The sequence below is a fragment of the Terrimonas rubra genome, from assembly GCF_042686025.1.
GTDB lineage: Bacteria > Bacteroidota > Bacteroidia > Chitinophagales > Chitinophagaceae > Terrimonas > Terrimonas rubra.
Map to the genome: position 1 here is coordinate 687,535 of NZ_JBHUOZ010000001.1, position 20,789 is coordinate 708,323.

At 42.5% G+C, this 20,789-nt stretch carries 21 protein-coding genes; 5 read left to right on the plus strand and 16 right to left on the minus strand.

The annotated features are described in order from the left end of the window. Positions 1-8: 8 nt before the first annotated feature. From ACFS6H_RS02920 to ACFS6H_RS02950, 7 genes are all read right to left on the minus strand, one after another. Positions 9-1,094 carry a PDDEXK nuclease domain-containing protein gene (locus ACFS6H_RS02920; protein ID WP_386095045.1) on the minus strand — a complete coding sequence of 362 codons (1,086 nt, stop codon included), beginning with the start codon at positions 1,092-1,094 and terminating at the stop codon, positions 9-11. 7 nt (positions 1,095-1,101) lie between these two features. After that, positions 1,102-2,124 carry a homocysteine S-methyltransferase family protein gene (locus tag ACFS6H_RS02925; protein WP_386095047.1) on the minus strand — a complete coding sequence of 341 codons (1,023 nt, stop codon included), beginning with the start codon at positions 2,122-2,124 and terminating at the stop codon, positions 1,102-1,104. Between the two features lie 368 nt (positions 2,125-2,492). Next, entirely contained in the window at positions 2,493-3,113 is a 621-nt protein-coding gene (gene recR, locus ACFS6H_RS02930; RefSeq protein ID WP_386095050.1) for a recombination mediator RecR, read from the minus strand. Positions 3,114-3,158: 45 nt separating this feature from the next. Further along, positions 3,159-4,664 (minus strand): Ig-like domain-containing domain, encoded by a 1,506-nt coding sequence (locus tag ACFS6H_RS02935; protein ID WP_386095052.1) that lies wholly within the window; start codon positions 4,662-4,664, stop codon positions 3,159-3,161. A gap of 260 nt (positions 4,665-4,924) precedes the next feature. Further along, positions 4,925-6,124, minus strand: a complete 1,200-nt coding sequence (locus ACFS6H_RS02940; RefSeq protein ID WP_386095054.1) for a beta-ketoacyl-[acyl-carrier-protein] synthase family protein — start codon at positions 6,122-6,124, stop codon at positions 4,925-4,927. Between the two features lie 4 nt (positions 6,125-6,128). Then, positions 6,129-6,395, minus strand: a complete 267-nt coding sequence (locus ACFS6H_RS02945) for a phosphopantetheine-binding protein (protein ID WP_386095056.1) — start codon at positions 6,393-6,395, stop codon at positions 6,129-6,131. A gap of 8 nt (positions 6,396-6,403) precedes the next feature. Beyond that, the gene (locus ACFS6H_RS02950) at positions 6,404-7,057 is read right to left on the minus strand and encodes a beta-ketoacyl synthase N-terminal-like domain-containing protein (RefSeq protein WP_386095058.1); all 654 of its coding nucleotides are present in this window, start codon (positions 7,055-7,057) and stop codon (positions 6,404-6,406) included. Positions 7,058-7,279: 222 nt separating this feature from the next. Between ACFS6H_RS02950 and ACFS6H_RS02955 the strand changes: the two genes are divergently transcribed. Beyond that, entirely contained in the window at positions 7,280-7,669 is a 390-nt protein-coding gene (locus tag ACFS6H_RS02955; RefSeq protein ID WP_386095060.1) for an RDD family protein, read from the plus strand. A gap of 69 nt (positions 7,670-7,738) precedes the next feature. Here ACFS6H_RS02955 and ACFS6H_RS02960 read toward each other — a convergent pair whose 3' ends face one another. The 7 genes from ACFS6H_RS02960 to ACFS6H_RS02990 all read right to left on the minus strand — a co-directional run bounded on the left by ACFS6H_RS02960 (position 7,739) and on the right by ACFS6H_RS02990 (position 14,304). Beyond that, positions 7,739-8,980, minus strand: a complete 1,242-nt coding sequence (locus ACFS6H_RS02960) for an NAD(P)/FAD-dependent oxidoreductase (RefSeq protein WP_386095062.1) — start codon at positions 8,978-8,980, stop codon at positions 7,739-7,741. A gap of 77 nt (positions 8,981-9,057) precedes the next feature. Continuing rightward, positions 9,058-10,134 carry a methyltransferase gene (locus tag ACFS6H_RS02965; RefSeq protein ID WP_386095064.1) on the minus strand — a complete coding sequence of 359 codons (1,077 nt, stop codon included), beginning with the start codon at positions 10,132-10,134 and terminating at the stop codon, positions 9,058-9,060. Positions 10,135-10,345: 211 nt separating this feature from the next. Beyond that, positions 10,346-11,485 (minus strand): beta-ketoacyl synthase N-terminal-like domain-containing protein, encoded by a 1,140-nt coding sequence (locus tag ACFS6H_RS02970; protein ID WP_386095066.1) that lies wholly within the window; start codon positions 11,483-11,485, stop codon positions 10,346-10,348. A 39-nt stretch (positions 11,486-11,524) separates the two neighbouring features. Continuing rightward, a complete protein-coding gene (locus ACFS6H_RS02975; protein ID WP_386095068.1) occupies positions 11,525-11,944 on the minus strand; it encodes an acyl-CoA thioesterase in 420 nt (139 codons plus the stop codon). After that, complete coding sequence (locus ACFS6H_RS02980; RefSeq protein WP_386095070.1) at positions 11,944-12,588, minus strand: hypothetical protein; 645 nt, start codon at positions 12,586-12,588, stop codon at positions 11,944-11,946. The genes ACFS6H_RS02975 and ACFS6H_RS02980 overlap by 1 nt, the downstream gene beginning before the upstream one ends. A 25-nt stretch (positions 12,589-12,613) precedes the next feature. Then, a complete protein-coding gene (locus tag ACFS6H_RS02985; RefSeq protein ID WP_386095072.1) occupies positions 12,614-13,027 on the minus strand; it encodes a 3-hydroxyacyl-ACP dehydratase in 414 nt (137 codons plus the stop codon). 77 nt (positions 13,028-13,104) lie between these two features. Next, entirely contained in the window at positions 13,105-14,304 is a 1,200-nt protein-coding gene (locus tag ACFS6H_RS02990; protein WP_386095074.1) for a DNA polymerase III subunit, read from the minus strand. Between the two features lie 708 nt (positions 14,305-15,012). Here ACFS6H_RS02990 and ACFS6H_RS02995 point away from each other — a divergent pair. From ACFS6H_RS02995 to ACFS6H_RS03005, 3 genes are all read left to right on the plus strand, one after another. Next, the gene (locus ACFS6H_RS02995; RefSeq protein WP_386095076.1) at positions 15,013-16,188 is read left to right on the plus strand and encodes an AAA family ATPase; all 1,176 of its coding nucleotides are present in this window, start codon (positions 15,013-15,015) and stop codon (positions 16,186-16,188) included. Then, positions 16,188-16,802: a hypothetical protein gene (locus ACFS6H_RS03000; protein WP_386095078.1), complete on the plus strand. Its 615-nt coding sequence runs from the start codon at positions 16,188-16,190 to the stop codon at positions 16,800-16,802. Before ACFS6H_RS02995 ends, ACFS6H_RS03000 begins: the two co-directional genes overlap by 1 nt. Positions 16,803-17,021: 219 nt before the next feature. Beyond that, positions 17,022-18,227 carry a multidrug effflux MFS transporter gene (locus ACFS6H_RS03005; RefSeq protein WP_386095080.1) on the plus strand — a complete coding sequence of 402 codons (1,206 nt, stop codon included), beginning with the start codon at positions 17,022-17,024 and terminating at the stop codon, positions 18,225-18,227. A 49-nt stretch (positions 18,228-18,276) separates the two neighbouring features. Here ACFS6H_RS03005 and ACFS6H_RS03010 read toward each other — a convergent pair whose 3' ends face one another. Next, a complete protein-coding gene (locus ACFS6H_RS03010; RefSeq protein ID WP_386095082.1) occupies positions 18,277-18,969 on the minus strand; it encodes an SIMPL domain-containing protein in 693 nt (230 codons plus the stop codon). Between the two features lie 581 nt (positions 18,970-19,550). Here ACFS6H_RS03010 and ACFS6H_RS03015 point away from each other — a divergent pair. Continuing rightward, entirely contained in the window at positions 19,551-20,156 is a 606-nt protein-coding gene (locus ACFS6H_RS03015; protein WP_386095084.1) for an outer membrane beta-barrel protein, read from the plus strand. Between the two features lie 44 nt (positions 20,157-20,200). Here the strand turns inward: ACFS6H_RS03015 and ACFS6H_RS03020 are convergent, their stop codons facing one another. Beyond that, positions 20,201-20,719: a glutathione peroxidase gene (locus ACFS6H_RS03020; protein WP_386095085.1), complete on the minus strand. Its 519-nt coding sequence runs from the start codon at positions 20,717-20,719 to the stop codon at positions 20,201-20,203. Positions 20,720-20,789 lie beyond the last annotated feature (70 nt).

Consider the following 20,789-nt stretch of genomic DNA (forward strand, 5'->3'; position numbering starts at 1 on the left):
TGAAAGCGTTAAATATTTTTATAATTATTCAATAAGTTAAGCACTTGTTTTTCCGGGAAAAACATTTTGTACTTACTCGCAAATATTTGTTTGTTGTTACCCAATGTATATTTAATGATATTTTCTTTTTTGTTTTTACAAAGAATAATACCGATCGTTTTGTTTTCCTCTTCCGATTTTATTTCCTGGTCAAAATAATTCACATACATCTGTAACTGTCCCAGATCCTGGTGTTTCAGCGTTCCTATTTTTAAATCAATTAAAACAAAACAACGTAAAAGGCGATGATAAAAAACCAGATCAACTTTATAATCCTCATCATCTATTTTTATTCTTTTTTGCCGGTCAACAAATAAGAAGCCTTTCCCCAGTTCTTTTAAAAATTTTTCCAGTTGTCTTATAATTGCATTTTCAAAATCACTTTCCGAATAGGCTTCCTCCTCCTGCAACTGTAAAAACTCGAGTATGTACGGGTCTTTTACAGCATCTGACGGAGACAACACAACATGACCTTTTGTACTGAGTTCTTTTACTTTCTTTTTATTCCTGCTTAATACCAATCTTTCATATAAGGCACTATCGTACTGCCGCTGTAACTCCCTTACACTCCAGTTTTCATTAAATGCTTCAATCTCGTAAAACTTTCTTTCATTAATATCTTCAATACGGCGTAATACTAAATAATGCGACCATGTTAAAACAAAAGGAGATTTCCGAGACAGTGTCTCGGATTTTACATTTCTTGTTTTGCCGGCCTGTAATTTCCGAGACGCTGTCTCGGATTTTGTTTGTTTATGTAAATACGTTTCATACTGTTGCTGATAACTGATATAAAACTGGCGCATATTTTCAAGGTTATCTACCGAAAAACCTTTCCCTAATGCTTTGGTTAAACGGGTCGATAAACTTTTTAATGTTCCCGCGGCATAGGTTGCTTTTTTATGCCCCTGTTGTTCATGCTCTACTATCATACGCCCTACATGAAAATAGGTTTCCACCAATGTAGTATTAATAGCCTGGTACAACTGTCTTTGCGATTGTTGCACTAAATTTTTAATACTATTTGACAGCGATATGATGGTTAGCTTACCCATACGGCAATTACAATACTGTTTCTAAAACAGGTATTTGGCGTGGTACAATTGTTTTTACTTTATCGGCAATATGTTTAATATGGTCAGGTGTAGTACCGCAACAACCGCCCACAATATTTACAAATCCTTCGCTGGCCCAGTCTTCCAAAAAGTGCCCGGTATCGGCAGGGTCTTCATCATACTCACCCATGGCATTCGGTAAACCGGCATTGGGATAGGCCGATACATAACAACCGGCCAGTTGTGACAGCTCAGCGATATACGGACGCATTTCCTTTGCACCCAGTGCACAGTTCAGGCCTACACTTAAAGGGTTGGCATGCGATACCGAAGTATAAAAAGCCTCCAGGGTCTGTCCGCTTAAGGTACGGCCCGATGCATCGGTGATAGTACCACTGATCATGATCTCCACACCACCCGGTCCAAGTTTGGGTACAGCTGGGTTATTGGCATTATCCCTGAAGTATTTTTTAATGGCAAAAATGGCACCCTTGGCATTCAGGGTATCAAAAATGGTCTCGATCAGCAGTATATCCGCACCGGCAGTTATCAAACCGCTGATCTGCTCATAATAGGCTGCTACCACTTCATCAAAAGTTACCCCGCGAAAACCAGGGTTATTTACATCCGGTGATATAGATAAGGTTTTATTTAAAGGCCCGATAGCGCCCGCTACCCAGGCTGTTTTGCCTGATTGTTTAATGGCTTCTCTGGCGCATTGTACCGATGCCACATTTAATTCATACGCCAGTGCCTGCATATCATAATCGGCCATGGCAATGCTGGTAGCACTGAAGGTATTGGTTTCAATAATATCCGCTCCCGCATCCAGGTATTGTTTATGAATAGCCGTAATGATCTGGGGTTGTGTAATACTCAGCAGGTCATTATTACCCTTTACATCGGTATGCCAGTCCTTAAAGCGCTCGCCACGGTAATCGGCCTCCGTTAGTTTGTAACGTTGTATCATGGTACCCATGGCACCGTCAATAATTAGTATCCGTTTTTGCAGTTCATCTCTTATACTCATAGTACTAATTTTATTTTTGTTACCGGCTGCAGTACGCTGGCCCGGCTGTTGTTGCGTCGCACACTTGTACTGCAACAAGGCTATTCAGCAGGATATAATTTCCGGGTCACCGGCATATACATTTGTATAGCGCACAGCCCGTTACTAACAAAAAAGTAGGGAATAAACGTTTGGAAACCTTCTGTGAAGCTTTTTGCACGTTTATTAGTTCTGTTAAGAAAAGGCCGAACAATAAACAAATCCGCCTGTGAGGTGCAAAATTAACACTTTTTCTGTATTTACAAAGGGATTGCCCGGTAGTGTAGTAAGCTAATGGATTTACAGATAGCAAACCTCATACCTTATACCTTCAGGCCTATACCATTATCTTACCGGTGACTTACGTATTTTTCAACCGGTAGCCGGTTCTGCAGGCTGCGGGCCAGGGTCATTTCGTCGGCATATTCCAGTTCACCGCCAAAAGCAATACCCCGGGCAATAGTAGTAATATTAACCGCATAAGGTTGGAGCTTCTTTTGAATATAGTAGATGGTTGTATCGCCCTGTATATTGGGGTTCAGGGCAAAGATCAGTTCGGCCGTTTGTTCTTTTTCTACCCGGTTTACCAGGGCTTCAATATGCAACTGGTCGGGGCCAATACCATCCAGCGGTGAAATAATACCTCCCAAAACATGATAGGTACCGCTGAACTGCTGGGTACTTTCGATGGCTATTACATCGCGTATACTTTCTACCACGCAGATAATATCCTGCTTACGTAAACTGTTGGCACAAATGCTGCAGATATCACCATCGGCTACGTTGAAACAACGGTTACAGAACTTGATCTCACTACGCATTTTGGCAATGCTGTCGCTGAAATGTAGTACAGAGCCGTTATCCTGCTTTAATAAATGCAGCACTAAACGCAGGGCAGTTTTTTTACCAATACCGGGCAGTTTGGCAAATTCGTTCACCGCATTTTCTAATAACACCGAGGAAAATTGCATCCTGCAAAGATAAGTTTGAATACGGTTTTGCAGTGCGCTGCAACACTATTTTTCCAATACTGCTTCCTGCTGGGTAGCTGTTGTTTTGGGCTGGCGGGCTGGTGGCTGGCTATTATTGTTATTCACCGGCTGACGGCCATTATTCCTGTTATCGTTCTCGTTCACCACAGGGGCATTAATATCAATTTCGGTCTCATTTTGCCAGTTGGCCCGCACAATTACTTTCTTCCCGATCGGCCTTACCAGCTCCGGCTGCTCTTTTGAGCCCCAGAAATCGCCGGGATCCCAGATGCCGTTTTTGTTTTTATCCTTTAACAACCGCAGTTCATAGTCACCGGGAATAAACAAGGCTTGTGTAAAAACCGGGCCAGTAAGCGGGAAACGGTATTTTACTTCGTTACCCTGTACAAAAAATATGACGGGGTTTTCGTTGAGTTCCAGGTTTTTAAACCGGATGCTTAATTCACCGTATTCCAGCTTAGCCATGGTCTTAAAGCTGATGGTATCGTTGCGTAATAGTTTAAAACCAAGAGTGTCAACCGCAAAGGTGGTATCCATGATAAAATGATACAAGGTATCCTGCACCCATGGATAATTAAAACTTAATATTTTTCCGGTACTGTCCAATGACCAGTTAAAGCCACTGGTAATAGGTGTAAACAGTGTATCGGTATAAAACTTAATGCCGGTACTGTCAAAGCTTCTCAAAGGTGTTTCAAAAGTAAAGCTAAACCGGGTGAGCAGATCCTGTTTGGCTGAGCCACCGGCATTGGTCTTGTATTTTAAACGCCGGTCTGCCGGGGCACGTTTGGGAGCGGTTTTAGGTCCGGCCCTTTCCGGCTCAACAGTGGTGTAGGCATACAACTGTATAGGCTCCGCAGCTCCCTGTAACACTACCGGTGCGCTGCCAAAAGCAAAAGCCTGTTTGACGCTTGTATATCTATAACTGGAACCTTCATTTTTTAGAGCATAAATATAGTAAGTGCCGGGCTGCAGGTATTGAAAATGAAAGTGCCCGTTACGATCTACACGGGTAGCATAACGTGGTTTTTCCTTTACTACAGCGGAGTCTTCGCCGTTCCTGTGCAGTATCACGGTAAGGGTTGAATCAACTTTTCCATCTTCGGCCATGATCACGTTACCCGAAAGTTCCATGCTGTCAATGGTAGCGCCGGTGGAAAAAACATAGATCATGTCTTCCATCTCATTGCCCTCATTCACATCTTTCACTACGCCTTTTAAATTAATGGAATAAGTAGTGTTGGCCTCCAGGGTGTCCCTTAAGTTAATGGTTACAGTCCTTAATTTACGGCCAATGCGGGGCGGTGATTTGGGTAATGGTGATACTTCCATTTTCTGGCCGTTCTCTACCAGGTCAACATATTCGTCAAAGGAAAAAACGATCTTTTTAGCATCAAAGTTCCGGGTATCATCATCGGGGGTAACCCGCAGTAAACGCGGAGCTAAAGTATCTTTTGCCCCGCCTTCGGGCGGAACAATATTGGCGCAGCCAACACCACCCATTGCCAGGGTAATGAGAATTGCAGCCACTAAAACCGGGAAAATAAACCGTTGGTAACGCATCAGGTTGCAAACTTATAACCTTTGGACGGAATGACGCAGCTTAAAGCGGGGATTAGATAAATTTTAGCAAAAACAGCCGGGAGGGTTTAAGGTTTTGCGTTTAAAGTTGAATGTTTATGGAAGCATTCAGCTTTACGCTTTCTGCTTTTGGTTCATTAGTATTGGTACAGCTGAAGTGTGCGACGCAAGGAACGATGCCAGCAGCACTGCAGCCGGCTCACAAATAATTACTGAATTTTTGAGAAGATAAGCGAGCTGCAGTTACCGCCAAAGCCAAAGGAGTTGGACATAACATGGTTCACTGTTTGGTGTTGCAGGGTAGTTACCGGTGCAAAAGGCTGGTTAACTATCTGTGTTTGAAACCGCAGGTTCGGGAAGATAACGCCATGTTGTATGGCTAAAACAGCGTATACAGCTTCAATAGCGCCGCTGGCGCCTAAGGTATGACCAGTAAAGCTTTTGGTAGAGCTCATGGCGGGGTAAGGGGCCTGGAATAGTTTACTGATGGCCGTTCCCTCCGCACTGTCATTATTCTGTGTACCTGTACCGTGAAGATTTATGTAGTCAATATCTGCCGGCTGCAAGCCACTTTTGGCAAGGGCTTTTTGCATAGCCAGGTAGGAGCCTACGCCATCGGGTGAGGAGGCTGTCTGGTGATACGCATCGTTGGCATTGGCCCAGCCCGATAAATGCACTTCGGGTACTTTGGCCAGGGTAGCCGCTACTTTCTCGGATACCAAAACTACATAACCGGCCCCTTCACCCAGGTTTAAGCCCCGGCGGTTTTCATCAAAAGGCTGACAAAACTGCTGGTCCAGTATCATTAAAGTATTAAACCCGTTGAGGGTAAATCGGGTAAGTGCGTCTACACCACCGGCTACTACAATATCCAGTTTATCCTGGCGGATAAGCCTGGCTGCTAAAAAAATGCTGTTAGCCGAAGAGGAGCAGGCGGTGCTGATGGTGCTGATATGGTGTTTAATGCCCAGTTTATCGGCAGTGATCTCGGTAATGGCGCCACATTCGTGGTTGACCACATCACGTAAACGGCCCGATTTAGGGTTTTGCAGGTATTGTATGAAAAAATCCTCGGTTTTATCCATACCGCCCACACTGTTGGCACTGATAAAGCCGGTACGCCATTGTTCCCATTTCGGAATGGCGGCATTTTGTACAGCCTCCTGTGCCGCAATGGTACTTAACAATGCCGTGCGGCTGATATGTGCAGGTAAACCGGCCAGTTTGGCCAGTTCTTCGTTACTGTGTTTTACTTCGGTCACAGGCAATTTATCCTTATGTGCCGATTGCAGGTAGCGCATAGTACCCATACCGGCCTCACCGGCCAGCAGGGAAGCCATATTAGCAGCCACATTGTTACCAATGGCCGAAATAACGCCCAAACCCGCTATAAAAACAGTACCCGCCATATATTTAGGATGCGGCCTGGGCCTGGCGATCGGTGATGTATTGAGCCATGGTGCGGATAGAACGGAAAACGGTTTGTCCTTCTTCGGCACTGGCCAGTTTTATTTTATATTCCTGTTGTAATAACACGATCAGTTCCAGCGCATCAATAGAATCCAAACCCAAACCTTCTACGAACAAGGGATCATCGTTACCAATATCCTCCGGTTTTTTATCGTTCAGGTTTAATTGTTTGATCAGCTGCTCTTTTAGCGTGTGCATTAATTGTTCCATAATACTATTTAACTATAAACTTGTTTAATTGTTTCAGTGGTGAAAGGCTGTGCCTCAGCGGCTGCCTTTTTCTCCACCAGGAAAAAGGCGGCTTTATATTCCTCCCCTATTATGTCGGCCCAGCCACAGATACAGGCATCCAGGTGTTTGTGCTGTAACAGGTCCTGCGTGTAAAAATACAACCATTCGGCATCAAATGCAGGCTGAATAAAAAAAGCATTTTCGCCTTTAAAACCGTAACGGATGCTTATTTCACCAATCACGATATTGGGCAGGGTGTACACAAAAAGCGCCGGACTGGGAATAGCCCTTACCGATTCCATATATTTTACATCCGCATCCAGGCTGGCATTGGCATTGGCCAGTACAATCCCTGTTTTTTCAGGAGCATAATTCCCCGGAAGTCCGCTATCCCGCAACAGTACATCGGCAGCCAGCATACCCAGTTTGCTCAGCTTATCCATTTTAAAGAACTTCGGATAATCCATAGCCAGTTCGCGGTAGGCCGTATCTAAAAAGGAGGCTGCCGTACCGGGATCAGTTTCCAGCACCTGGACTCCGTTTTTTACAATCCGGTTATTGTTCACTACTACAGCAGCGTTTATATGGTAATATCCTGAGCTGATCGGGGTTATTTTAATAAAGTCGTCAAAAGTAGGCAAAGGTTTAGTTATAGCGAAGAAACCTTGAAAAAATGTATCTTGTAGCCTCCACCAACTGCCACCATCATGAAATTACGGTCTTTTACTACCTGTTTTGTACACCAGGTAACAGTTTCGTTACAAGCGAACAATCTCATTAATTTGACAGTCTTTTTTAACAGAAGATGAGCTCCCGGAACTATTCCATTTTACCACCCATCATTTTAAATAACTAAAAATTGTATGACAGAAACTTACCCACCCTTATCGGACCGGATCCAGTCCACTTTTATTGACACCCTCTTCATTGTGGGTTTAATGTTTGTTATTGCCGGTATCTTAGATAAAATGGACAATCCGCCTGATTGGCTCAGGATAGTTTTGTTTGTAAGTATATGGCTTGTTTATGAACCTTTAGCCACTACACTCGGGGCCACGCTGGGTAATTATATGAAAGGGATCAGGGTAAAACAAACTGAAAATAGTACTAAAAGAATTGGGTTTTTACAGGCTTTGGTACGTTATGTAGTAAAAGTGGCTTTAGGCTGGATTTCTTTTTTAACCATTACCGGCAATCCCAAACGCAGGGCCATACATGATATGGCTGTTGGCAGTGTAATGATCAAGCTATGAGGTTACCAGTTAACGTTTTATTCAATCATATTCTGGTATTAAAAAAAAGCGGCCTGAGGCCGCTTTTTTTTAATCTTCTATCATATCTCTCAGTTCTATCGTTCTTGCCAGTTTCTTTAAAATGGTCTTGTGGTTTTTCACGTAAGGGTTTTCCAGGTCCCATACATAACCTGCCAGTACGGAACATATTTGCCTGTTCACCAGGGGATCCTGGTTATCGGCAAAGAAAATTGTATCCAGGGTGCCTTCGTACCAGGCCATTACATAACTGCGGAACACATCCACGCCCCGGGTCATAATATCCATGTACTCGGCATTCCAGTCAACAGCTTCACCTTTTAATTTACGTACTACCAATTTACCGGCCAGCTGGCTGCTCACCGTAGCCAGGGTTACACCGCTTGAAAATACAGGATCCAGGAATTCGGTCACATTACCGGTTAACACAAAGCCATCACCATAAAATTTATCGGTAGTAGCCGACCAGGCTTGTAAGGTGCGGGGTTCAAATACCAGCTCCACATCCTTCATCCGTTCGGCAATATAAGGCTGGGATGCTATCAGGTTACGGTACTGCTCTTCCGGTGTAGTGCCGGGTGTTCTTTCAAAAAATTCCACATCACCTACATAACCTAAAGAGGTAATGCCGTCAGAGAAAGGAATGATCCATATCCATACACCTTTTTCATGCACCACAATGGTAATACGGTTGGGTTCATCATCCATCGAACGTTTTTTATCAACGGTATGCGCAAACAAAGCTTTACGCGGCGGCAGGTTGGATTGTTTTTCCAGGTTAAACAGCTTGGGTATTACCCGGCCATAACCGCTGCCATCAATAATAAATCGGGCGGCTATTTTACTTTCCACCCCGTTTTTATCTTCAATGGTGGTTACCGAACTGCCGTCCGTGTTAAAGGTAATGGCGGTAACCGTGGTTTCGTAAACCACTTCTACACCCATCTCAGCCACCGTATCGGCCAATACTTTATCAAAGCTGGCACGGGGTACCTGCCAGGTCCATGACCAACCCTCTGAAAATTTATTGGCAAAGGCGTAATCGCATATTTTACCTTTTTTTTCAAACTTGGCACCATATTTTTCCTGGTAGCCCTGCTTTTTAATGGCATCTAAAAACTTTGCCTCTTCCAGCGCTTCCATGCAACGCGGCAACAGGCTTTCGCCAATTACAAAACGGGGAAATTGCAGTTTTTCCACAATCTTTACCTTGTACCCGGCCTGGTGTACAATAGAGGCAGCAACGGTTCCTGAAGGACCGGCGCCAATTACCAATACGTCTACCTGTTCCATATTTTATCTCCCAAACCCGCTGAAATGGGCCTTTAGTTTTTATTTATCATCTCCGCCGTGACTGAAGCCAAGGCCTGTTAACCAACTTTTTTGCATACCAGCAGCGTATGACTTAATCCAATGCCATCCACCTGCTCTACTATGTCAAAACCGGCTTCTTTAATGCTTTTGATAAACACGCGGCTGTCATACATCTGGCTGTTGCCGTTGGCTACCGCAGTAAAATAGATGGATGTTTGCTGTAAACAGAAAGCGGCTGTTTCAAAACGCTGGGTATCCCAGAAGGCTTCCAGGATAAAAATATAGCCATCATCCGTAATGGCTTCGCCACAACGTTTCATGATGGACACAATTTCCGCTTCGGAAAAACAATCCAGGAACTGGCTCATCCACACACTGTCAAACCCTTTAGGAAAAGCTTTGGTTTCATCCAGTACATTGTTAGGAAAGAAAGACACCCTGTTTTCCAGGCCCAGTTCTTTTACCTTTTTTTCAGCCATGCTGGCCTGGCCGGGCAGGTCCATAATGGTAATATGTACATCGGGGTTATAACTGGTGCTGGCAACGGCCCATTTGCCCGTGTTACCACCAATTTCCAGCATATTTTTTACACCGTATTTGTATACATTTTTTAATACTTCAGGAAAAGCGATATCAGAGAAAAAGTGGTCAAAGGCAAACCAGCTTTTTTGTATATGCGGCGGTAGTTTGGATAAACCTTCGTACACCGTAGGCCAGTCGCCTAGTTCTTTTAACCCTTCCGGCTTACCGGTTTCAATGGCTTTATCCAGGTGAAACAGGCCTTTATAGTTTACATCATGAATAAAATCCATGTTCACAATGGTCAGCGGATCGTGCAGGATAAAGTAGCCTGTTTTGGTAAGACTGTAGTTACCATCCTCACTTACCACCACCAGGCCAATACCTAAAGACGATTCCAGCAATACCCTTACACCATACTCCTGTATGCCGGTCTGGCTGGCAATATCCTGTAAGTTGATACCCCCACCCGCGGTTTTATCTTCAATCAGTTTTAAAATGCCTTTATCACGCATTACTTTGGCCACCTGGAATACCACGGGACCAAATGCTATAAACTGGGCAATATGTTTTGCCTCTAACGCACTGCGGTTGTCTTTAGTAAAAAATTTCATGTTAAATAGCTCGTTCCCGCCTGGGGATATTTAATGTTGAGTGTTTAATGATATAATACAAACCTGCTTATTGTACAGCTATTGCCTGTTCATTAACGTTATGCAGTACAAGTGTGCGACCCCGAGTTCCGCCTTCCAAAAGCATTTGAAAGCCTCGTCGGGGCAGGCGCAACCAATGCTGACCGGAGCACAACGGCCGGTATCAAAAAAATTAATTACTTTTTTGAATCACAATTGCCGCGTTACAACCGCCAAAACCGGAAGCCGTTTTTAAAGCTGTTTTGTATAATCCGGGCTGCAATGTACTGCAAACATTAATATTTTCAGCAGTCCCGGGTTGTTCAAAGCCCCTCGTACCAATAATTTTATTTTGCAGCAGGGAGTCCACCGTTATTGCTGTTTCAATTAAACCCGCAGCACCCAGGGTATGGCCATAGTAACCTTTCAGGCTGTTCACCGGCTTTTGCTGCAGGTTGGCCAGGGTAATGGCCTTGCTTTCCATATCGTCGTTATAACGGGTAGCGGTACCATGGGCCGATATAAAATCAATATCGCCGGCACTGACACCCGCCTGTTGCATGGCTTCGCTGATAGCCTGGTATAATTCGGCCCCGGTACGTGAGGGGCCCGAAATATGATTGGCATCGTTACTTACCGCACCGCCCATCAGCTGTACCGCTGTTTGTTCTGCTTTAGGCCCGGCCGACAGAATAATAGTAGCCGCTCCTTCGCCCAGGTTAATACCTTTACGGTTGGCATCAAAGGGTTGACAGGGCTGATCGCTGATGGCCATGAAGGAATGAAAGCCGGATAACACAAATTGTGTGATAATATCCGCACCGGTTACCACCACCTGCCGGTATTTGCCGGCCTGTATCAGCCGCATACCCGTGATCAGTGCCACCAGGCCCGAAATACAGGCATGCGATACCACCACAGGTGTATGTATAAAGCCAAAATGCTGTTGTACAATGTTAGCAGAACGGTGTAACGCTACACGCTGCTGTAATGACGGGTCCGGGTTTTGCACCCCTTCTATTAAACTGATATTGCCTTTGGTTGTACTAATGATGAGTGCCGTGTCAGCAGCTGTGGTATCAATATCCGCCTGTTTCACCGCATCGGCAACAGAGTCTATCAATAATTGCTCAAACCGGGTAACCTTATCCGCTTGCGTAATACTGTCCGGTTTTTTACTGAACAGGGAAGCATAAAACGGCACCGGCAGTAAATCTTCATCATGGTGTTGCTGTACCCCTGAAACATTTTGCGCCAGCAGGTCAAAATTTGCTGCGGTTGTGGAGGCAATGGGAGTAATAATATTCGTTCCTGTAATATACACTGGTTGCATGCTGTTGTATTGCCCGTACAAGGTACTGTTTTATTGTTTTTATAATCCCAGGCCAGCTTTCCACGCTTCAAAAAAAGGCGGGTTCACCAGTTGTAAACTCTGTGTTTCCTTATCTAAAAAAACCTGTACAGTACTGCCGGTAGCTACTACCTGGTTGGCCGCATTGTACAGCACATATTCAAATTTAATTTTTGCCGCATCGGTGGGAATAAAAGTGGCTTCGGCCCAGATGGTTTCGCCAAACCTGACCGATTTTTTATAGTTACATTCCACATGTACAATAGGAATAACCACCCCCTGCTTAAAAAAGTGCATATAGCCCAGGTTATGCTCTTTACCAAAAGCTTCGCGGGCATCTTCAAAATAACGGATATAGTGGCCATGCCATACAATACCCAAAGGGTCAGCCTCGTTAAACCGGATCAGTATTTCAGTGCGTGTTGTAAGTGTTTTGGGCATTATTCAGCTGCAAATTTTTTCTTCCACTCTTTAAATTTCTTCTTATCAATATCATCTATCAGGTTCTTGATACAGGAGGCCCACTGGTTACGCAGGCTGAAAGCTGTGCTCATTTTGGCTTCCACTCTTTCCGTGTATAATACCTTTTTGGTTTTACTGTCAATAAAAGTAACCCATACGGCCATGGCTTTTTTCCCCTTGCTTAAAGCTTCGGCTACCAGTACTAATCCTACACCGGTATTAGTGCCGGTTTTTAATTTGGCCACGGTAGCTTCAATATCCTTTTGCGTTAAACGTTCAAAATCGGAGGCAGTAGTACTGTTTAATTTTTTAGGATCAACCGTTTTGTTGCGTTCGCTTACAAAGCTCAGGTCATGATCTACCTGGCTTTTGCGGAAAGCCTCTGCTATAGTATACTTTTTAGGTTCGTTCACCACCACATCATTAATCCCGTTAAACTGGCGGCTCACCACATCTTCGGCATTGATAGCGGCATCGTCAATTACTTTTATATTGGTAAAATCAATACCATAGTAGAACAGGGGCGTTTCCTTATTGGCAAATACCTCTTTTAACTGGGCCTGTGCATTTGCAGCAAAACCGGTAATGGCAGCCAACAGTACCAGCATTATCATGCGCTTCATAAGTGGTGAGTTTTTATTATTAGGTTTATGATATAAAAATTTTCATTTCGCAGCCGGCAATGGGTTTGCCGTTCAATACAATGGTACCCGCAATAATAGTGGCGTTAAATACCTGGTTTTTTATTACAATTTCGGTATGTAATTCATCATTTACGGCCGGCAGGGCATGTATAACCAGGTTTTGTACAGCGCCGATAAACCCAACGGGCACGGGCTTGTTTTCCTGCTGGCAGGTATAACCCATATGTGCCGCGGCGGTCTGGGCTATATTTTCCACCAGCGCCGCTTCCTGTAAAATACCATTCTCAATAAAAATATTATCGGGGCGTACCGTAAAAGAGGTACTTGCATTTTCCGGTGTACAGGTTTCCAGGGCATCGATCATGATAAAAGGCGCCCGCTGCGGAATAATGCTTAATATATTATTGGTTAGAGCCACAGCAACAAATGTACGAAGGGTTTATATAGTTTGCTAAGCCGTTCTGTTTATCTTAAAAAAATTACCGTTTTGTGGTATTACTCCATCACTACTTTATCTTTAATGATATGGTATAACTTAATGGTAAGCGCATGAAACAGCATTTTACCATTGGCATTCCGTTCAATATAATAAGCGGCTTTATCCAGTTCTTCAATAATGGCTTCCTGCTGTTCAATGCCGGTAATTTTATTCAGGCGCAGGGCAAAATCCCTTTCATTATCGCTGGCTGCTACGGTTTGTCCCGCTTCGGCCAATACCCGCAGGCGCAGGCCCAGTTCCAGCAAATGATTAAAATAACGTAAAAACTGTTTTTGCTTTTCACGGCCAGCCTTGCTGATCTCATCCACCCATTTTACCTGTGCTACGGGGCCGTTTTTAAGTATAGCGTTCAGCCATTCCCGCAGCAGGTCCTGCCAATCCTCATCGGCATGTTGTACCATGTGCAGGGCTTCGCGGTAATTGCCCTCGCTTATATTGGCTACCTGGCGGGCGACCAGGGGCTCGGTTTTATGGCGGGTTACCAGGGCATTTTCAATATCCACCATCTCCAGCATGGGCACTTTTACCAGCTGGCAGCGGCTCAGGATGGTTTGTAAAATGGCTGCTTCATTCTCTGCCACTAAAATGAAAAGTGTATTTGGTGGTGGCTCCTCTATCAGCTTCAGCAATTTATTGCCTTCATTACCCAGGTATTCGGGCATCCACATAATGAGTATTTTATACTCGCTCTCAAAACTTTTAAGGCTCAGTTTGCGGATAATTTCGTTACACTCATGGGCAGTGATATTACCCTGTTTATTTTCGGCGCCAATAAACTGCAGCCAGTCGTATACATTGCCATACGGATAGGCTGTAACAAATTCCCGCCACTCTGTAATATAATCGGTGCTTAAGGGTGGTGTACCAGGTTTTTTGGTAACCACCGGGTAGGCAAAATGAATATCCGGGTGTACCAGTTGCGCGGCTTTAAGGCAGGCCGGGCAGGTGCCGCAGCTATCCGTTTTATCGGCAGCCGCCGGTTCTGGTTCGTCACCAAATAAGGACGGGCCGGCACTCACCGTCACACCATTTACTTTTTCGCAAACCACGTATTGTGCCAGTGCCAGGGCCAAACCCAGAGCGCCCGAGCCCTCCTTTCCTAAAAACAATAAGGCATGGGCCAGCCTGTTCTCCTGCATTAACTCAGGAAGCTCATTTTTCAATACCGGCTGGCCAATAATATCTTTAAATTGCATGAAGGGCAAAGATAAGGATGTGCTTACTGATTTTATTGCCGGATACATACAGAAGGCGGCAAACTGTCAATACTCCGTTTTTTGCCTGGGGCTGTCAGCTATAGTACTACTATCAGCCGCAGTCCCCGCTTTCCGCTATACCCCGTTACTGCGTACGGGGTGCCGCTGCAATCGGGCAGCCTTTGGGCTTTTGTGCTTATGATGTAATAAATCGCAGTATTATAAAGAGTATCACCAAAACGCTGATCTTATATAATTATTATATACAATAGTGTTAATGTTATATGCAACATATATACTAGCAACAATAGCTTTCCGAACACTAACACATCTTACTATTATTCAAAAACGAGCTTTTATATAGCTAAACTGAAACTATTAAAGTGCAAATTGACAGTTGCGGTAAACGATCTTATCGAATTACACACTGCAGATAAAGAAAAATGTCAATAATTCCGGTTTCCGGAAACCTTACAAAGGGTTTCGAAGATGACAACCTTAATTAATTTAATTATGTTCCCACACAAAATTCAATTTTGAGTAATCAGAGCGACGAATATCTACTCACCCACATTACTATATGTATAGGTATTGAGCTACCTGAGCATAGATAAACAATAGAATATATTTTCATTTTTTGTTTATATTTAATCGTTATTTGTGGGGTTTTAAGCTCTCCTTTTTAATAACATTTTCACAACATTTAACATGATAATAAGTAAAATAAAATTAACTAATTGGAAAAATTTTCAAAATGTGGATGTTGGACTTACCGATAGAGTTTTTGTTGTCGGAGCAAATGCTTCTGGAAAATCAAATTTTCTTGATGTCATTCGCTTCATGAGAGACATTGTAAAGCAAGCTGGTGGACTGCAGTTCGCTGTAGAACAACGGGGTGGAGTTTCTAAAATTCGGTGTCTAGCGGCAAGAAAGCGATCTGATGTTGCAATAGAAATTCACATGTCTGAAAATGATAAATCGAAAAAGGTATTATGGAAGTATTATTTATCTTTTAAACATTCCGGTGGAGGAATTTTTGCGAAACAAGCCTCAATCGAAGAAGAAAAAGTAACTGATTTAAATGGTAAAATTGTTGCTCATCGTAAGGCTGCAAATTCTGATGAAGATCCTGAGACTTTAAAATTTACTTTATTAGAGCAACCAAATTCAAATCAGTCATTTAGAGAGGTTTATCATTTTTTTCAAGATACTCAATACTTACATATTGTACCACAATTGATTAGAGATTCTGATTCATACTTACTCGCAGTGAATAAAGAAGACTTTTATGGTAGAAATCTTTTAGACAGAATGGACAAAACAAATAAAAGGACACGAGACTCTTTTTTAAGAAGGATAAATGAGGTTCTTCAATTGGCTGTACCACAACTATCCAATATTGATTTTGTAAAAGATAGAAGTGGAGTGCCTCATTTAGAGGCAACTTATGAACATTGGAGGGCAAAGGGAGCAAAACAACAAGAATCGCAATTTTCTGATGGAACACTCCGCTTAATTGGGTTTATGTGGGCGCTATTGGATGGACAAGAAACAATCTTATTGGAAGAACCTGAACTATATCTCCATTCGGCAATTGTTAAACAATTACCTGAGTTTATATTTAATCTTCAGAGAAGAAAAGGTCGAGTACGACAAGTTATTATTTCTACCCATAGCTATGACATTTTAAGTAGTGCGGGAATCGGCGGTGAAGAAACTTTAGTACTACTTCCAACTAAAGAAGGAACTCAAATAAGAAGAGCCATGGATATTCAAGATGTAAAAAGATATTTAGATGCTGGGTTTACTATAGCGGAAGCCGTTATACCCAAAGTTGCTCCTGTCAGCATTCAACAAATTTTGGAATTAAAAGATCCTGCATAATGGAAATTGATATTGTTGGCGAAGATCCTGTTACACAATCTATAATTGAACGCCTATTAAGAGAGTACAGAACTGACATAATTATCAAAAATCGATTACCTGCAAGAGGTGGGCAAATACAGACTTTAGCACCAAAGTATAATAAACTAGGAAGTCCCACATTTTTATTAACGGACTTAGACACTTTTACCTGTCCGCCTGCACTGATTAGAAAATGGTTCGGGTCAGACAATATAAGTAATGAACTTCTTTTTCGAATAGCACAGGAAGAGGCTGAAACATGGTTAATGGCAGATCGAAAAGGTTTTTCCGACTGGCTTTCAGTTGATATTAATCTTATTCCTGAACCCAAAGTACTTGATAATAAAAAGGATATTTCAGAAATTACTTTCCCATTTAAGCCTAGCCTTTATATGATGATGAATATAGCTTCTCATTCGACAAATGATAGGCTAAAAGAAGACTTGACTCCAAAAAAAGGTGCTGGTAAGGGGCCTGCATATAATACAGCATTACTACCGTTCATTGAAAAAAAATGGAATATTCAAAATGCGGCGGCTAATTCTTATAGTTTAGGGAAAGCAATTCAACGTTTAAAGAATTTTAATCCGTAATTCCGCACAAAGGTATCGTACAAAATAAAAAAATCATGTATTAGTTTAGCAGCAATAAGCTCCAAATCTCTTATATAGTTCCTTATCAAGTAAATAATAAAATTTTGATTGAGCCCACCCCAACCAATTTCCCTCAAAACTGTTGTACCTGCACAAAACTCACTTTAAAGTATTTCCAGGCAAAAGCAGGCGATTACGCCTACTTTTGCTTTTCTCATTATGAAAACAATACAGATCAACAAAACCTTCCTGATCATACTTTTAGGTATACTGGCGGCTCTCGGTCCTTTTTCTATTGATATGTACCTGCCCGGCTTTAGCCAGATCGCGGCAGCCATGGGTACCGATGAACACCAGGTAGCTTTTACCCTTACCTCCTACTTTATCGGCATTTCCATAGGACAGCTCATTTATGGGCCGGTGGTAGATAAATACGGCCGTAAAAAACCGCTGCTGGCCGGCTTGCTCATTTATATACTGGCCGCGCTGGGTTGCGCTTTTTCGCAAACCATCGATAGCATGATCGCCATGCGTTTTTTACAGGCCCTGGGCGGCTGTGTGGGTATGGTAGCCTCTAATGCCATTATCAGTGATGTGTATGAGAAAGAAAGAATGGCCAAAGCCTTTTCGCTGATCATGCTGGTGATGGGGGTAGCGCCTTTAATTGCACCCAGTATCGGCAGTATGTTACTGGAAAAAGCGGACTGGTCCTTTATTTTTCTTTTCCTGGCGGCATTTGCCACCCTTGTCAGTTTACTCATTTATTTCTTTCTGCCCGAAACCAACCGGTTTATCAGCACCGGTAAACTGCGTATCAGCGAAGTGCGGCAAAACTATTGGACCGTATTAAAAAACCGTACTTTTTTATTATACACCATTACCGGCAGCCTGTCCATGGCCATCCTGTTTGCCTATATCACTTCTTCGTCCTTTGTTTTTCAAACATTCTACGGGCTGGATAAAGCTACTTTTTCTGTCATATTCGCCATTAATGCGACCGGGCTTATTACCGGTAGTTCTTTAAACGGACTGGCAACCAAAAAGGTTTATTTTTTAAAGATCGCTGCTATTGCTACACGGGTATTATGTGTTATCATCACCGTATTGTTAGCTGTTTTATTAACGATGCCAACGGTTGATTACCGGGTATTGGTAGCCGGTATCTTTTCTATTCTTTTTTTAACCGGCTTTATTAATCCGAATGTGATGGCTGCATCTCTATCACCTTTTAAACACAATGCGGGAGTAGCTTCTGCATTAGGCGGCGCTTTACGTATGGGGGCCGGCGCTTTGGTTGCAGCTGCCATCGGTGCATTCCAGGGTGATACGCCCAATACCCTGTTCATTACCATTTTTGTGCTGGCTTTTCTGTGCGTTATTCTTTTAAGGTTAGCCCCTGCATTGGATTTTAGTAAATCAGAATAATACAACACGGCCTGTTATAAATAAAAAAACGGAGCTAAGCTCCGTTTTTTTATTTGATCTTAAAGCGCGTAAATACTTTATACTGTAATTTGATCGGTTTTATTTCCAGGAAATCCTCTCCTTCATTTATATAATCAGCACTTGGCGCAATATTAGACACCATGTTCGCCCTGTATACCATATAAGTCTCATCCATCTCACGGATCACTAATGGCTTGTCAATACTTTCACCAATAGCCGCTAACATATTAGTAGCTTTTTGTTTGGCCGCTTTTACCGCCATTAGTTTTACTTCCTGTCTGTACTCCTCAATTTTAGAGTGGCTCAGCTCTACAATACGGGCATCCTTGATCTGTATTTCATCAAAAATGGCAAAGGCCTTATAAGCCTGTTCGGCACTGTTCACTTTTAAGATATATTCTTTCTGGTTAATCACATCTTTGTTTTTACGGGATATTTTTTCATAACTCGCATTGGCATTCTGTAATACCAGTTTATTCAACTCAATACCACTGGCTTTCAGTTTCGCTTTCAGCGCTTCTTCCAGCTCTTTGATGGTTGTCCTGTTTTTTTCGGCCGTTTCCTGTAATACAATGCGGATAGAAATCTCATCCGGTGCTATTTCCTTTTCCGCAGTACCGGTTACTTCAATATGAGGTGTACCATCTACTTCTGACTGAGCAGAATTTTGTGCTACGGCAAAGAAGGGTAACAATAATAATAGGCTGAATAACTTTTTCATGTTTTAATAATTTTAATCTGTTCAAAAATATTCCCTTTCTGCTGCAATGTTAACGCTTGCGCTAATCAGGTCTCGCTGTATAGATGTGTTTATTTTTTTTATTACACAATCATAACTCATTGATTATTTATAAAGTATTGTTAAAGGGAATGAGGCTATAATAACGATTTTGGCACAAGCTATCCTGTTGCCGGATGTACCTGTGGCTTATGCCAACAGTATTGTTGTGGGTCGTTCGCTTGATCTTCCTGTTTGGTATTGAAGAGTGAATACAGTTTTCTTTAGACTGTTTTTGTAGTTGTATGATAATATTCTTTGTTTGTAATAGTTTCGTTATATCCCTGATATAATCAGGGCAGATTTTTAGGGCACAAGTCTTCCTTCGGAATATTTGCTTGCTCAGGTTAATCAGAACAGGCTGGAGCTAATCTTTGCTATACCCTGATATAATCAGGGTTGATTTATTGTTGACACAAGTCGTCTTTCAGAAGACTTGCGCCAGGTGTGCCAGGTTTATTAATATTATATGAAATAAAAAAAATGAAAGCAGCAGCGTGTATATAATAAATGTCCATATTATTATGAATAAATTATTGTTAACTGTAAGCATGATGATCATTGTTACAAATCTTGCAGCTCAAAAAAAATTATATATTTCCGGAGGGGCTAATATCAGCAGTTTTAAAAAAGAAGGTGCAGGCATACATAATTATGTTAGGGAATTTAATCCGGGGTTTCAACTGGGCATTAATTACCAGCAGTACCAAAAAACAAAACCCGGGTTTTTCAGCGGAGCAGCACAATTGGTTATGTTGCCGGTTAAGTACGACCGGTTTTATGAAGATGCAGGCAGACAAAAAAACAGCCGGCCAATATATCTGCAACTCTCCCCGAATATCGGATTAAGGAGTAACCTGTTTAAAAACATGGGGCTTTACGGAGCCATAGGAGCTTATATGAACGTACTGGTCAACTTTCAAAAAAGTTTCAATTATGTAAATGCGGGGTTAAGCGGATCGGCGGGAATAGACCTTAGTCCTAAATGGCAGATAGCCGGTGATTATTTATTCGGCTTTACGGATCTGTTGTCCGGCAAACAAGGCCCGGCTCATGAACTGTTTGTCAGAAGCGTACAATTAAGTTTACGTTACAAGGTTTTTGAACAACGCAATAAAAAAGCGTTTTAAAAAATTAAAACGCTTTAATTAGTATATTATAGTAAGCCATCGTATTAATTCAAATACTTCAGCACCTCTTCACTCAAAGGTTTTGTTTTAGGACTAAACACTGTTTCCAGTTCCCCTTTTTCATTCACCAGGAATTTGGTAAAATTCCAGCTGATGGGGTCTTTAATGCCTTTGGCTTCGGCCTGCTCTACCAGGTACTTAAATAAGGGGTCAATATCTTTTCCTTTAACCGATACTTTTTTTGCCATAGGGAAGGTTACCCCGTAGTTCTTCTTGCAGAACTCGGCAATGGTCTCGTTGCTACTTGGCTCCTGGCCCATGAAGTTATTGGCCGGGAAGCCTATAATTACCAGTTTGTCCTTATGCTGCTGGTATAGTTTTTCCAGTTCTTCGTACTGGGGCGTTAAGCCGCATTTGGAAGCGGTGTTAACAATCAATATTTTTTTACCCTTATAATCGGCCAGGTTTATTTCGCCGCCGCTCAGTCCGGGGGCCTTAAAATCGTAAATGGATTTGTTGCCAACAGCAACCATTAAAAACAGCGCAATGAATAAAGTTTTCATTTGTTTTATGTTTAAAAAGTTAAATAAAAAATGATGATGGTCTTTGATGCCAGGGCTATACAGCCGATAA